Below are 14,956 nucleotides of genomic sequence, written 5' to 3'. Positions count from 1 at the left end.
AATCTAGCCTTAGGAGCACTGCCTGAATCACGTGCATCAATAAAAACCGAGAACTCTTTGTAACGTTTCTTTCGACTCAGCCCCATAAATCCTAGCACCCACTTCGTTAAGGTGACTTCGATCAAAGTAAACCAAATCGTTGCCAAAAAATGGCGCGTTCGAAAAAATGCTCTCGATCTCGGAACCCAAAATTCTGACGCTGGAATATTGGCTTACAATTTCTCCTATCAGGCGATTTGCCCTGATCGATTCTTCATCTATTCCAACATGACCTTCAAGCCCAAGGTTTTTGAAATGAAAATTTCGTAACGGGCTTTGATTCAGCATTGGAACTTGAGGCATTACATAAACTTGGGCACGACCGTTAAATCTCTCAAGAAATGTACTGAAAGCAGACAAAAAATCATCACTTTGCGTCTGATAACTCCACATTCCTGCCAGAAATATCACCGAAGCATCTTCGATATACTTTTCGGCCTCTTTCATCTGGGCAACGCAGGAACTCTGAGCCCAATCAGGAAGCCTTTCGTAATCGAACCCAGGTATGGTGACACAACTGCTTGCGGTAATGATTCTGGCCCGAAAGCCAAGCTGCGTCCCAAGATAACCAAAGTAGGAATTCAACATTGCGGCATGGGAATCGCCTAACACAAGCACTTCATGATTGCTGGCCATTTCCCCTTGTAGGCACTCTCCGACCACCTTTCCGTGGCAAATAGTTGCAGGGTCAGCATAGCGAACATACTCTTCAGGCAAATCCAACGCGTTAAAACTTTCACTAATATCGGAAAAACTATAGGAAGCAACAATAATTCCTGACAATGCCACTATGGAAAATCCAAAATATCTCCTTTTCTGGACAGAGTTCCGACGCATAGGCTTCTCTACCAGATAAAAGGAAATAACCGACAATAGCAATGTGATAGCGAGAAATATTAAACCATAAGTCACACCGAGACTTTCTAGTCCCGTATAATATCGGAGAAATGCCAGTACAGGCCAATGCCAAAGGTATAAGGAATAGGACAGCGCCCCAACCCATACCAGGCTTGAGTTGGCAAGTAGTTTACCAATTGCTGAGTCACTGCTTCCGATTAAAATCATAACACTGCCCGCTACGGGCAACAGCGCATTCAAGCCAGGAAAATGCCCTATCCCCGGCTGAACTATCACGGACAGGCCGATTAACACGATGCCTAATGGCCCGAATATGATTTGCGATCTAGCCGGTTTCCCCCCGGCACTTAAATAAATGGCTACAAGTGAGCCAGCCAAAAACTCCGGTAACCGCGCATACAAACTGTAATATACTTCTTGTTCCCCACCCTGATAGGTTAGCTGATATTCGGCGATTGCTATGAACACAAGAAATAAAAAACTGAAAAGCCACTTTAATAATTTTCGTGGCACCAACAAAATCAAGAAAGGCGCCATAATATAGAACTTCACCTCCACGGCCAAAGACCAAGTATGTAGAAGTGGCTGCTCGTGGTTAGCAGGCGCAAAATAGTCTCCGAAATTTGCAAAAAACCGATTACTATCAAATAGTGCGGCCGCCTTTGCGCTTTCGGAAATTACCTTGTAATCAGCAGGCAAGAAAAATATAGCGGCGCCGACAGATACTACCAATAGCAAGAAATAATAGGCGGGGGCGAGCCGCTTGGCCCGACTAAAGTAGAAATATTTTAGTGTAGAAACCAGCCTGTATTCAGGCTGGGATCTTTTCTTGAGCAGGATAGAAGTGATTAGAAAGCCGGAAATCACCAAGAAGACATCAACGCCGACAAATCCACCCGGAAGCCAAAGGGGATCAAAATGAAAAACCATCACCGACAGTACGGCGATGGCTCTCAATCCCTGGATATCCGGACGATAATCCACGGCAATCACTCAGTTAAAGCCTTAACTACTACCAACTGATCATCCTCGCTCAGGTAAGGATGCATCGGCAAACTCATTACTAAGTCCGCTGCCTTATTTCCCTCTGGCAGGTTGACAACATCATCAGCAACAGCTGGCTGCTTGTTCAGGGGGATAGGGTAATGCACTGCAGTAGGAATTCCAGCGTCTTTAAGCTTGAGCTGTATCTGGTCACGGTTCTCTACCCGGATAGTGTATTGTGCCCAGGCAGAGCAGTTATAAGTTTCAACAACCGGAGTTGTTTTTACTCCCGCCTCATTGAAAAGTCGCGTGTATGTCTGGGCAACAATATTCCTCTCCGCAATCTCTTCATCTAAGATGTCCAGTTTTGGAAGAAGGATGGCAGCCTGCAGCGTATCCAAGCGGCTGTTAACCCCCACACGAACATGGTGATATCGCCGGTCCTGACCATGACGTGCAATCTGGCGCAGTACGACGGCCAGCTCGTCGTCATTGGTGAAAATTGCTCCACCATCCCCGTAACAACCTAACGGCTTGGACGGGAAAAAGCTGGTACATCCAATCGTGGTAAGGCTACAAGACCGACGCCCCTTGTAAGTGGCACCGAAGCTCTGTGCACCATCTTCAATAACTGGCAGGTTGTGCCGCATGGCAATGTCATTAATTACATCAAAATCGGCGCATTGGCCATAAAGCGACACAGGAATAATTGCTTTCGTGCGCGGGGTTATAGCTGCCTCCAGGTTCTCTGGCGCCATGTTATAGGTATGCGGATCGATATCCACATACACGGGCTTTGCACCTAATAACGCCGGGGTTTCAGCCGTAGCAATGTAACTGAAACCGGGCACTATCACCTCATCGCCCATCCCGACACCAAGTGCCATCTGAGCAATCTGCAGCGCATCCGTACCGTTGGCTACGGAAATACAATGTTTGACACCCGCAAAGAGCGCAAGACGTTCTTCTAATTCCGCTACTTCAGGCCCGAGAATATATTTGCCGTGGGCGAGGACTTTCTGGATGTTCCGGTCAATCTGATCTTTGATAAGGGCTTGTTGTGCAGCCAGGTCTACGAAGTGCATTATGCGAACACCTTTAATCTTACCGGTGGGACTAATATTCGTTAGCGTATGCTCAGCAGGTTGCCTTTGAGCACATACCTGCTGCCAGTATTTGGGCAGGTGATTTCCCCCTCCCCTTGTACGGGAAGATCCAGCTGTTCGCCAAACTCACTCATCCAACCAATCTGTTTTGCTGGAACGCCTACCATCAGCGCGTACGGAGGCACATCTTTGTTGACTACCGCACCCGCACCGACAAAGGCGAACTGGCCAATAGTCACACCGCATACAATTGTGCAATTGGCCCCAAGCGTCGCTCCGCGCTTAACTAGTGTTTCGCGATACTCGCTTTTCCGTTCGATCAGTGAACGCGGGTTGTAGACATTAGTGAACACCATGCTCGGCCCGCAAAAAACACCCTCTTCCAAATGAACGTCATCGTATACCGACACATTATTCTGGATCTTGCAGTTATCACCAATGGTTACCTTATTACCGACAAACACATTCTGGCCCAGAGACACGTTGCACCCGATTCTGGCCCCACCGCAAACGTGCACAAAATGCCAAACTCGGGAACCATCACCAATCTTGGCCCCTTCATCAACAATGGCACTTGGATGTATAGAAACTGCCATAATGCTTGCCTTTAGACCTTCAAGAATGGGTGGTAGTCACCAGCCAGTCCAATTGGTGTAGAGTTCCGGATATGAGAAACAGTTTCAATTGCAACCCGATTTTCCTCGAGCCCGAAACCGCGGCCAGCAAGAATCTCTTGATAGCTGCGTGTATGAAGATCTGTGAAACCGCCGGAAAACTCTATTTCCTCACCATCAACAGTAATTGAACGATAAGTGCGTTGGCCTTGTGCCTTTGCACTTTCCGGCACGTACTTATAATCAACTGAAAGGAACCAACGCACGCGAGCTTTCTCATACTCCAAGTAGCCCGCCGCCATTGTGTCATCGCTGTAGTGAACCACGTTTTCCTGCAAAGCGCCGAAAATGAAGTGAAGCATGTCATAGAAATGCACACCGATATTGGTAGCAATTCCGCCAGACTTCTTCGCATCCCCCTTCCAGGATTGAAGATACCAGTGGCCACGAGATGTGATATAGGTCAGGTCTACTTCATGCTTGGTGTCCCTACTTTCTGCTTGAACTTTCTCGCGCAGAGCAATAATCGAAGGGTGAACCCGTAACTGAAGGATGGTATTTACCTTATTCCCGGTATCCTTCTCAATCTCCAACAGCCCATCAATATTCCAGGGATTTAGTACCAAAGGCTTTTCACAGATAGCATCTGCCCCTGATCGCAAAGCAAACCTCATATGACTGTCATGCAAATAGTTTGGCGAACAGATTGAGATAAAGTCTATAGCATTCCCTTGATCTGCTCGGCGCAACTTGTCGATATGACGATCAAAACGTTCAAACTCTGTAAAGAAATCTGCATCTGGGAAATAGCTGTCTATAATCCCAACGGAATCATTATTATCCAAGGCTGCTATAAGATTGTTATTTGTATCTTTAATTGCCTTCATATGCCTAGGAGCAATGTATCCAGCAGCTCCAATCAACGCAAATTTCTTATCCACTTAACACCTCGCTTTATATACAAAACAACAAAACTTAAAACAGGAAAATTCTAAATCCAAAAATCATCAATTTAATTATAAACTTTCATTTGTCCAACTATCCAAAGCTCGCTATCAAGCAGTCCAAGAATTACAAACTTCGATAATTGAGCTAACGTCATCTTTTGGGATTGTAGGTCCGATAGGCAAACTAAGCACTTGATTGTGAATACCTTCAGTGACAGGTAGTGCCTGTTCCACCCAATAATGGTAAGCCTGCTGCTTATGGGGAGGTATCGGGTAGTGGACAAGAGTCTGGATGCCGCTTTCATGCAGCAGGGCTTGTAAACTTTCTCGGTGCAGGGTTTTTACCACAAAAAGGTGCCAAACGTGATAATCATCATCCGTACAATAAGGAAGCTGGATAGCTGGATTTGTAATACCTTTAAGATAGTATTTAGCGACAGTCCGACGGTGCTGAATTTCTTCCGTCAGGTATTTCAGCTTGACGCGGAGCATAGCCGCCTGAATTTCATCCAATCGGCTATTTACACCCTGATAAAGGTTTTCATACTTCTTGTGGCTGCCGTAATTCCCCAGAGCTCTAATGGTATGCGCCAAAACTTCATCATTGGTCGTTACTGCACCAGCATCCCCTAAAGCACCTAGATTTTTTCCTGGATAAAAGCTAAACCCTGCAGCATGGCCCCAGCTCCCTGATTTTCGGCTGTTGATAGATGCACCATGGGCTTGTGCAGCGTCCTCAAGCACCAGTAAATCGTGCTCTTCTGCGAGCGCCATAATCTCAGGCATTGGCGCCATTTGTCCGTACAGGTGAATCGCCAGTATTGCCTTGGTATTCGGGGTTATAGCCTTCGCAGCGATATTCGGGCAAAGGTTAAAGGTTCGTTCATCCGGTTCGACCAGCACAGGTTTAAGGCGATTTTCCGTGATGGCCAAAATGCTGGCGATGTAGGTATTCGCCGGGACGATAACTTCGTCACCGTCTTTCAGTTTACCAAGCTCTTTCCACGCCCGCAGAGTTAACGTAAGAGCATCCAGGCCATTGGCGACACCGATACAATGCTTTGCCCCACAATAGTCAGCAAACTCTTGCTCAAAGTTGCTAACTTCCTGGCCCTGGATGTACCAACCTGAGTCTATTACGCGAGTGGTTGCAGCTATCAGTTCGTCACGGTATTGAGCATTGATCGATTTCAGGTCGAGGAACGGTATCATCGCAGCTTTCCTTTCAGCCGTTCCTTTGCGACTTCGACACTGCTCTGAGTTATCTCAAAGTAATAATTGTCTTCGTCTTCACCGATTTCAGTAGCTCCCATACGCTTATGAAAGCTTATAACCTTGTCGTTGCCCTTCATAACATCGAAGTGCGACTTTTTAAATCCAAGCTCTTCAAATCCAAACTTATAAACTAAAAATGCGCTTTCAACTGCAGAATACTTTGTTTTATCTTCGTTAAGTATCCAGCTACCCCAACAGAAAGAGTCCTCTCTCAAATCATAGACCCTTATTGTTCCACAACGAACCCCATCGATTCTTTCAATAATAAAATAATACTGAAGTCCAGCTGACTCATCTGCCTGATATTGTCTGATCCACTGTTTCTGTGCGGCAATATCAGGATTTACGGCCGAGAGAAATCGATTATAACGTTCGTCCAACCTCAATTTCAGAATGAAATCGGCATCATCTTCATTTACAAGGCGTAAACGAATGTTCTTTGACTCAAGTTTCATTTTAGCCGTCCTATTTTAAGGAACTCATCATAGTTCCGGATGTAGTCCCTTTCATCGTAGTGTTCTGATGCGAGAACCAGAAGGATGCAGTCTTCAGTGAAATCATGCATCTCTCGCCACGTCATATCTTCGATAACTAAGCCTTTGGTTGGGGAATCGAGCCAAACTTCTTCACGTCGGGCTCCATCATCCAGAACAAAGCGGCACTTTCCTGAAACACAGATGGCGATCTGTTTAAGCGCTTTGTGAGCGTGGAATCCTCTGGCTATGCCAGGCTGCGTGCCATAAATGTAGTAAACACGCTTGATCGGGAATGGGACCGTCTGGTTTTCTTCTACCGCGATCAACCCTCCACGACTATCCCCCAGCTCAGGAAGGCTCAATAGTTTGACCAAACTCACCCCAGGTGCTCCTCGGCCAAGTCCTGCAGGTAGGAGCCGTAACCATTTTTCTTCAGTTCATTGGCCTGGGCCAGCAATTGCTCCCTACTTAACCAACTTTGATTGAAAGCAATTTCTTCTAGGCAGGCGATTTTGTAGCCCTGACGTTTCTCGATGGTTTCAACAAAATGAGCAGCTTCCAACAAGCTTTCGTGGGTGCCAGTATCCAGCCACGCAAATCCGCGGCCCAGCAGTTCGACATTCAGGTTGCCCTGTTCTAGGTAGGCTCGGTTTACGTCGGTGATTTCTAGCTCACCTCGGTGGCTGGGCTTTACCTTCTTGGCAATTTCAATTACCCGGTTGTCATAAAAGTACAGCCCCGTTACGGCAAAGTGAGACTTTGGCCGGGAAGGCTTTTCCTCTATCGACACCGCGCGGTTGTGTTCATCAAACTCAACGACGCCGAATCGTTCCGGATCTTTTACCTGGTACCCGAATACTGTGGCGCCTTCTATGCGGTTAGCTGCCTGTCGAAGCTTCGGCGTGAAGCCCTGGCCATAGAAAATGTTATCGCCAAGAACAAGACAAACACTGCTTTCGCCGATGAACTCTTCACCTATGATGAAGGCCTGCGCCAAACCGTCCGGGCTGGGCTGTACGGCATAGCTGAGGTTGATGCCGAACTGTTCACCACTGCCAAGAGCTCGCTTGAAGCCGGCCTGATCTTCGGGAGTGGTAATAATGAGGATATCCCGGATGCCCGCCAGCATGAGTACAGAAAGCGGGTAGTAGATCATGGGCTTATCATATACCGGCAGTAGCTGCTTTGAGGTGCCGAGAGTTATGGGATACAGACGGGTACCCGAACCGCCGGCGAGGATAATTCCTTTCATACTTTGACTCCCAAGCGTTCACGTTGATAACTGCCATCCTGTACCCGTCGGCACCAATCGAGGTTATCCAAATACCACTGCACAGTCTTTCGGATACCAGACTCGAAGGTTTCTTCGGGCACCCATCCGAGTTCTTTCTGAATTTTCCTGGCATCGATGGCATAACGCATGTCGTGGCCAGGCCGGTCTTCTACGTTTGTGATTAAGTCTCGATAGCTAGGCTCCTGCGGACGAAGCTCCTGGAGGATGTCGCAGATAGTGTGAACAACCTTAATGTTCTGCTTTTCGTTGTGGCCGCCGATGTTGTAGGTTTCGCCGGGCTGGCCTTCGGTAACGACTTTGTATAGCGCTCTTGCATGATCTTCAACATAGAGCCAGTCACGAATCTGGTCGCCTTTGCCGTAAACAGGCAGTGGCTTCCCATCCAAAGCATTCAGGATCATCAACGGGATGAGCTTTTCCGGAAAGTGATAAGGGCCATAGTTATTGGAACAGTTCGTTACCAGTACCGGCAAGCCGTAGGTGCGTTGCCAGGCTCTTACCAAGTGATCTGAACTGGCTTTACTGGCAGAGTACGGGCTGCTTGGGGCATAGGCAGTGTGCTCGGTGAACAGGTGTTCTTCTGCATTGGCTATTTCATTCGGGTGCGGAAGGTCGCCGTAAACTTCGTCGGTGCTGATGTGGTGGAAACGGAAGTTCGTTTTGCGCTCCCCTGCCAGGGCTTGCCAATATTGGCGGGTGGCATCCAGCAGGGTGTAAGTACCGACAATATTGGTTTCGATAAAGTCAGCCGGGCCATCAATAGAGCGGTCGACGTGGCTCTCGGCCGCGAGGTGCATGATGGCATCCGGCTGATGCTGGGCCAGTACACGGTCCACTTCGGCGCGGTTACAGATGTCAACCCGCTCGAAGTGATAACGCTCACTACGGCTTACCTCGCGAAGGTTTTCCAGATTCCCTGCGTAGGTGAGCTTATCAAGGTTAACTACATGATCGCTGGTATTTTGAACGATGTGGCGAATAACGGCGGAGCCGATAAAACCCGCGCCACCGGTAACGAGTAGTTTCATTATTGGCACTTCACACGATGATTCAGTAAATATTCGGAGCTAACGTAGAGAATTATTCGTCGATCTCTGACAGGTTGTCCCGAACTAGCGATAAGAACTCTGAAATGAAGGCTAAAAAGATTCCCATCATCGCTCCGAGCACGATTGCCAGTACCACAATCAATACCTTAGATACCCCTTTAGCATCGATGCCTTGCCGGGCAACGGCTAGCACCTGCGCTGATTGTATCGCAGCAATTTGGCCTTCAAGTTCAGCACGCTTTTCGAAAACAGAAGCCAGCGCACTTGCGGCGCCCTCTCCATCACGTAAACTCAGGGCCTCAATCACCTCATTCAACGCCAGAGTCTGACCATTCAGAGCACTGGTCACAGTCTCTATTCGCTGTGTCTGTCGCTTCACAATGTTATCAATTAATTCCTTATGGAACTCTTCGACCAACTCCGCGTTGTCTAACGTGGTCTCTGTAGACAAGCGAATTAGTCCTGTTTCACCAGGGTTGGCAACCGCGATTTTGAACGGCAATTTGGCTTGGTTTATCTCCGCATACCTTGTAGACAAATCCGGTATCCAGCGATTTTCCAGTGTGGCGACAACAGCAACTGGCGTTTCAATAAAGTTGTCTGCACCATCCTTACCCAGCTGGACCAAACTGTTAAATTCATACTTCTCTGGTTTAATGAACGCAAAAATTACACCCAGGATGACTACAAGGATGAACGTTACATAAAACGTATGGCGGCGACGCACAAACGTCGTGGCCAAATCCACCAAACTGATTTCATCACCGTATTCAGGTTGTCTCTGGATAGAATTACTCATTCATTAAATCCTTAAAACTTGGACACCTATATTCAGGCACGCTACCGCCCCGCCGTCCCATTGTGGCGTACTCAGGCATTAGCAGTTCAACGTCCAGCACATCGATAACGCTGGCGTCCGCAAGGTTTGTATTCACGGACGAGGCGCGCATTCTACGCGAACTTTGATTGGATTTCAGTTACGGGAATTTACGGTATATAGGCTGATGGGGACGCAATACCTCATCAGGGCTTTATCGCTGAGAGAGGGACTGTCAGATTCTGCTGTTTCTGCATAAACGTGATCAATACGATGGCACGCTCTTCGCCGTCATAGGCCTGAAAGATCGCATCAATACCTTTGAAAGCACCGTTGCCCAACTCTACCACCTGCCCTGGCTTGATACCTCCCCGCTCAGAAACTGCATGAAGCGTTTCTTTCAGGTAGGTAATCACACCATCCTGAATAGCGGCAGGCTTGTTGGCGAAACTCACAACACGCAATACACCACGAGTTGAACGAAGCTTGGCCCATGCAGGGTCTGCCTTCTCAATATTGACAAACACGTAGCCTGGGAACAAAGGCTCCAGCTTCTTTACGCGCCGGCCTGAGCTGACTCGCTCGACCATGATGTTTGGGTAAAAGCAAGTGACGCCCTGATTTTGCAGGTTCTCCACTGCCCTGTTTCCTTGCGCGGGCTTGTGCTGTAGGGCATACCAAGTCATGTTGCTAGTGCCATTAAATTTGAAGAGTTCTAAATTCTATCAGGGCCTCAATTTTGTGAGCCTGGGCGAATCAAACTACTCACCGGCCTGCTTTACCGAGCGCGTAAAAGCTCTTACGAAGACCATCACCACCCCCAGCATTCCACCCAATAATACTCCTATCACAGCGATTAACGCCCGTTTGGGATCACTCTTCTCTTGAGGTACGACTGCCGGATCTATTATTCTGAACACATACTCTGATTGCGCGTTTGCCAGCATCGCTGTACGCATCTCAGACTCAATCAACTCATAGAACACTTCCTGCAACCCGGTGTTACCGGTTTTTGCAAGCTGGCTCTCCAGATACGCAACCCTTGCCTCGGATTCGGCAATATCCTGATCCCGAACGTGCATGTTAAGATCCGCCACTAACCAGGTAACCCACTGACGGGCGTTTAACGGCGAACTACTGCGAATCGACACCGTCACAATTCCAGTGTCTTTGCTATCCCGAACCCTGAGCTGCTCTCTGAGGCGCTTTACGAGATCCCACTGCGTCGGTTCGGTACTGACGCCTGCCCCATCCAATTGCCATTCACCTGTGCGAACGTCGTATAAATCAGGGTCGTAAATCCATTGACTAGTAGCATGATCCCAACCCAGCGTTCCGATCAGTGCAGGTGCCAAATCATGACGTTCAATAAAATCCGAAAGAAAGGCTCTAGATTTCAGCACTTCGAGGGCAATCCCGCTTTTAGTTCCTCCCGTTGAACCAAGGTTCACGCCCGCAAGACTTGCCAATCCCCCAAGCTGCCCAGCCATCGCAGCCAAGCCGTTATTTCCATCCGAATCCACCGGCGCAAGTATCGCCTCGGCGGTATACAAATTTGGTTTTGACAAAGCATAGGCAATACCAGCCAGAGCACATACCGCAGTCATCACCACGATGACCCATTTGCCAGCCCACAACGTACTCACCAATTCCCGTAGGTCGATTTCATCATCGTATCGAGCTTCAACCGGGAGATACTGCGCTTTTTGATTCATGACTTACAAACTCCCCACAGCCGCTGCGCCCAGCGCCATCTGGTACATAATCTGGCTAACGTTGGTCCACAGCTCCAACTGGTTCAGGCGATCCACATCAATAGGCATAATAATGGTATCCCCGGGCTGGAGATGCCGCCCCCTACCACCAAACCATCGGCTCGTTTCTGGCATCATAACTGAGCCGTCAGCTCTGATCACATAAACCCTGCTGGTATCGGCTTGCCTAGTAGGTCCACCGGAACGCTCCAGATAATCATCAACACTTAACCCTGGCTGATGCAAATGACTGGTAGGAAACTGAACTTCTCCGAAGACAGACACTGACTGAGGAATATCCGGTACGATTAGAGCGTCTCCGTCCTGCAATCTTATAGCCTGGTAATCCGCCTCACTAACGACAGCACTAAGATCAATCACCATGCGCCCTACAGCCCGGCTGTTCTGGACGTCCTCCAATAGCCCTTGAACTTCCTCCAACCGCTCAGCGTTGTGCCCGCCGATACCGCTTCCTTCCAACTCCAAGCCCAAAAGATCCCCCTGCAAGCGCTCTTCAGCTTCCCGTAAACGCCGAGCCTCAAGCTCACGAAGCTTGGCCCGCGTAAATACAGCGCCTTCTGGGAACGCATTGGGAGTCAGCCCTCCGGCCCGCTGCAAAATATCTTGCAACGTTTCGCCATCCCGGAAGGTATATTCGCCGGGATAGCGAATCTCTCCGGCCAAAGTGACCGTTCGGCGCTCTGCAAAAGCAGGGATTGCCTGAATCAGAATGGTGTCGCGGCTTTGGAGAGTGAACTCCGTGGTGCCCGCCATAATTTCGGCGAGATTCACATTCAGTATGTTCGTCTCCCCCATACCGTCCCGGTCTACAGCCGAACGAGCGATCTCTGCCCTGAAAAGTGAAGCGGAATCCTTCAACCCTCCAGCGATCGTAATAGCATCCATCATGCTCTGACTTTCTGGCATCGGGTATTCGCCAGGATAACGCACTGGCCCGGTGATACGGATAACCTGCTGAGGGTCACCAGGTATACCTTGGCTTTTCAGGCGTGTAATGACAGGGGCAAGCATAGCTTCGCGGGAGTAGCTCTGATGCTGCGCGAGTTCAGATGTCGCATCCAATTTAGCGGTATCGGAAAAAACCAGTACTCGATCAGCCTCCATGAGTAGCAAGTCTTCATCGCTACCGGGGTTTGCGACCGCGTCCCTCAAGTTCAGCGTTAGTACTGAAATTGTGTCTGTGGGCTTATCCGTCCTTACCACCACGGCAGCCACCCTATCCGCCGCCGGCAACAAGTCTACGCCAAGGTTACTAATGACCGAACTGACCCGCATACCAGGTACCCAGGCGTACCGCCCCGCCCTGGTAACCGCTCCCTGCATCTCGACATATTGACCAGTAATCTCTGAAACTGAGGGAATGGTTACCAAATCACCTAGCTGAACTCGGGCACGCAGCCCTTCGGGCGTAGACGCATCGGCTTCGGTGATAACGCGATGAAAGTCCTCGTTCGTACGCTGAATACTTACACGCTGCGGGTAAGCTTGTGGCGTCAGACCACCAGCCAGACTCAGAAGTTCGCCCAACGCGTTCTCGCGCCTGAGTTCATACAGCGCTGGGCGATTGACCTGCCCGTCGATGCCTACTCGTTTACCTACCGGGGGGATGAAAACAACATCGCCGGGCTGAAGCCGGCTGTCTCCAGAGGTGTCTCCTTTCAACAACAGATCATAGAGGTCAAGTGTGCCCAGCAACTTACCATCTCGTTTATGCTGAACCTGGCGCAAGGAGCCAGTGGTAGTGACGCCTCCAGATACATAGAGAACATTCGTGATGGTCGACAATGAACTAACGGTGTAGGACCCAGGATTACGCGCCTCACCCAAGACAAATACCCGCATGCTACGCAGTTCACCGAGGCTGACGCTGGCCTCTACACCAATGTACTGCTCAGACACTCGCTCCCGGATTTGCTGCCTAACCCTTTCAAATCTCATTCCAGCAACAGCCATCGGGCCAGACTGAGGAAAACTAATGGTGCCATCACGACTTACTGGCAGCTCTAACTGGCGGTTTTCCTGCCCCCACATCTGCACACGTAACACGTCACCGGGGCCCACGGTGTATTCGGCCGGGACTGGTATCTCCGTCACTGGTGCAAATGTCGTCGGAGAGCCCGCAAATAAGTCGTACCCGAACGGCCTTAGCTCACCCACAGCCTCCCTGACACCATGCTCATCTTGGGTGGCCCTGCGGCTCTGTTCGCCTTCCGTCAAAGTAGAGACTGGCGACACCACCTCCACCTGATGAGGTCGTTCAACGACTCGGCGGTCATCCTGAAGCTGATTTAAATCCACCCCATACCGAGCAGCCAACGCCTGCTGTTGCGCCCTCGGCAGCTGCTGGAACTGTTCAAGCTGAGCAGGGCTAATCGCTTGCGCTGAACTAACCAAGGGAAACAAAAGAGTCAAATATAAAAAAATACTGCGACGTACCACTATCACGCTTCCATGTAAAAATGTAACCAGACTAAAAACGGTAGGTCCAGTCAGCCCCCATCGACCACTGATCCTTTTGACCACTGAGATAAACCAGCTTCTTGTCAGATATTTGCATGCTCAGATTTAGCCACCCCTGAAGAAAACGAGAGCCAAACCCCAGGTCCAACAAAGCCGCCCTTTGTCGACCACTGGCTGTGTAATAAAACACGTCAGGATCTACAACCTCAACTCGGTTGCCACCATCCTGATTCAGATCCATATACGAAGCTTTAATCCGAGCTACGCTGCCGTTATCAAAGAAATTAAACACGCCCAGCGTTACGGCCTCGGCATCCCCCCCAAAGGTGCTCCCCATATTTCGGCCAAGGTAGCGGTAGCCTGTGCGATATTGAGAGTGCTCGTAGGTCACATTCGGAAGCGGGTCGCCAAGAAAGTCGTCCGCCAGCGTGTTCACGTACTCAAGGAACCATTGCTGATCGGCGCCAATTAGCTGAGTTGTCCAATCGACACCCCATAACCAGGACTTCCTGGCAGGAAATGCCCCGGCTTCATCCTCTCCCATCATTTGCCCATAAACGCCCAGCGACTGCTGCCCCAGACCAAAGCCATATCGAGCATCAATACTACCAAGCTGGTTACCGGGGTCGTTCGCCTGCCCTTCTTGCCCGTTATCACGGCCAATAATCGCATCCCAAAGCGTCCCCAGATCCTCGGGGCGCCCCTCGCCACCGATCATAATGATCCGCGAAAGACCAATATCCAGGCCTTGAATTGGCCTCATGGTAAACCGGGCACCAAGAAGCTTGGCATCTGGAACGGCCCGATCATTTTCGTACTGGCCAGCAAGAAGGGTCAATTGCCAAGGGCCAACCCATTGTAGCCACGAGGTTTCCGGAGCAAAGGAAATATTTCGGTTGAGCCAAACCGAGGGCATTGCCCTGGCGTTGCTAGACAATATCAGGCTGGATTGCCATCCAGGGCCCCACCAGCGATCAATTGCACCGACGCCAAACACCCAGTTTGAAGCCGTTGCTGCTACATAGGAGCCGTCCAGGCGCCATTCCTGGTTATCGTCTGGATCATTTGCGTAAGAAGCGCTTAGGCCTGCTGCGACAGAGTCTCCTTGCCATTGAACCCGCAAAGAAGCACCAGTATTGGATCTATCTCGCTGATCAAAGCCGTAAACTGCAGTCTCTTCGCGATAAGCAGACATTTGGAATTCGGACCTGAAGCCTGCTTTGGCCTGCTGTTCCCGCTCAAACGACAAGTAGCTTACTGCA

At 49.6% G+C, this 14,956-nt stretch carries 14 protein-coding genes; all 14 read right to left on the bottom strand.

Going from position 1 to position 14,956, the window contains the following annotated elements:
- Positions 1 to 36: 36 nt before the first annotated feature.
- On the bottom strand, positions 37 to 1,890 hold the full coding sequence (locus tag BMZ67_RS12315) for an acyltransferase family protein (RefSeq protein WP_092023025.1): 1,854 nt from the start codon (positions 1,888 to 1,890) through the stop codon (positions 37 to 39).
- Positions 1,887 to 2,969 (bottom strand): DegT/DnrJ/EryC1/StrS family aminotransferase, encoded by a 1,083-nt coding sequence (locus BMZ67_RS12310; protein ID WP_217642505.1) that lies wholly within the window; start codon positions 2,967 to 2,969, stop codon positions 1,887 to 1,889. The genes BMZ67_RS12315 and BMZ67_RS12310 overlap by 4 nt, the downstream gene beginning before the upstream one ends.
- Positions 2,970 to 3,007: 38 nt before the next feature.
- Positions 3,008 to 3,583, bottom strand: coding sequence for a UDP-2-acetamido-3-amino-2,3-dideoxy-D-glucuronate N-acetyltransferase (wbpD, locus tag BMZ67_RS12305; RefSeq protein WP_092023021.1), 576 nt, complete (start codon positions 3,581 to 3,583; stop codon positions 3,008 to 3,010).
- Positions 3,584 to 3,594: 11 nt separating this feature from the next.
- Positions 3,595 to 4,542 (bottom strand): Gfo/Idh/MocA family protein, encoded by a 948-nt coding sequence (locus BMZ67_RS12300; protein WP_281246610.1) that lies wholly within the window; start codon positions 4,540 to 4,542, stop codon positions 3,595 to 3,597.
- Positions 4,543 to 4,656: 114 nt separating this feature from the next.
- Positions 4,657 to 5,760 carry a DegT/DnrJ/EryC1/StrS family aminotransferase gene (locus tag BMZ67_RS12295; RefSeq protein WP_092023017.1) on the bottom strand — a complete coding sequence of 368 codons (1,104 nt, stop codon included), beginning with the start codon at positions 5,758 to 5,760 and terminating at the stop codon, positions 4,657 to 4,659.
- The gene (locus BMZ67_RS12290) at positions 5,757 to 6,278 is read right to left on the bottom strand and encodes a GNAT family N-acetyltransferase (protein WP_092023015.1); all 522 of its coding nucleotides are present in this window, start codon (positions 6,276 to 6,278) and stop codon (positions 5,757 to 5,759) included. Before BMZ67_RS12290 ends, BMZ67_RS12295 begins: the two co-directional genes overlap by 4 nt.
- Positions 6,275 to 6,679, bottom strand: coding sequence for a sugar 3,4-ketoisomerase (locus tag BMZ67_RS12285; RefSeq protein ID WP_092023013.1), 405 nt, complete (start codon positions 6,677 to 6,679; stop codon positions 6,275 to 6,277). The genes BMZ67_RS12290 and BMZ67_RS12285 overlap by 4 nt, the downstream gene beginning before the upstream one ends.
- Positions 6,676 to 7,551, bottom strand: a complete 876-nt coding sequence (gene rfbA / locus BMZ67_RS12280; RefSeq protein ID WP_092023011.1) for a glucose-1-phosphate thymidylyltransferase RfbA — start codon at positions 7,549 to 7,551, stop codon at positions 6,676 to 6,678. Before rfbA ends, BMZ67_RS12285 begins: the two co-directional genes overlap by 4 nt.
- A complete protein-coding gene (gene rfbB, locus BMZ67_RS12275) occupies positions 7,548 to 8,621 on the bottom strand; it encodes a dTDP-glucose 4,6-dehydratase (RefSeq protein ID WP_092023009.1) in 1,074 nt (357 codons plus the stop codon). Before rfbB ends, rfbA begins: the two co-directional genes overlap by 4 nt.
- Positions 8,622 to 8,673: 52 nt before the next feature.
- Positions 8,674 to 9,441 carry a Wzz/FepE/Etk N-terminal domain-containing protein gene (locus BMZ67_RS12270; RefSeq protein WP_092023007.1) on the bottom strand — a complete coding sequence of 256 codons (768 nt, stop codon included), beginning with the start codon at positions 9,439 to 9,441 and terminating at the stop codon, positions 8,674 to 8,676.
- Positions 9,442 to 9,665: 224 nt separating this feature from the next.
- On the bottom strand, positions 9,666 to 10,145 hold the full coding sequence (gene rfaH / locus BMZ67_RS12265) for a transcription/translation regulatory transformer protein RfaH (RefSeq protein ID WP_092023005.1): 480 nt from the start codon (positions 10,143 to 10,145) through the stop codon (positions 9,666 to 9,668).
- Between the two features lie 75 nt (positions 10,146 to 10,220).
- Positions 10,221 to 11,174, bottom strand: a complete 954-nt coding sequence (locus tag BMZ67_RS12260) for a Wzz/FepE/Etk N-terminal domain-containing protein (protein ID WP_092023003.1) — start codon at positions 11,172 to 11,174, stop codon at positions 10,221 to 10,223.
- A gap of 3 nt (positions 11,175 to 11,177) precedes the next feature.
- Positions 11,178 to 13,676 carry an SLBB domain-containing protein gene (locus BMZ67_RS12255; RefSeq protein WP_425434242.1) on the bottom strand — a complete coding sequence of 833 codons (2,499 nt, stop codon included), beginning with the start codon at positions 13,674 to 13,676 and terminating at the stop codon, positions 11,178 to 11,180.
- 28 nt (positions 13,677 to 13,704) lie between these two features.
- Positions 13,705 to 14,889, bottom strand: coding sequence for a capsule assembly Wzi family protein (locus tag BMZ67_RS12250; protein WP_245749962.1), 1,185 nt, complete (start codon positions 14,887 to 14,889; stop codon positions 13,705 to 13,707).
- Positions 14,890 to 14,956: the final 67 nt, after the last annotated feature.

The sequence above is a fragment of the Marinobacter zhejiangensis genome, from assembly GCF_900114775.1.
Classification (GTDB): Bacteria; Pseudomonadota; Gammaproteobacteria; order Pseudomonadales; family Oleiphilaceae; genus Marinobacter; species Marinobacter zhejiangensis.
The sequence above is the reverse complement of the archived record's forward strand: the minus strand, read 5'-3'. Positions and strand labels throughout refer to the sequence as shown.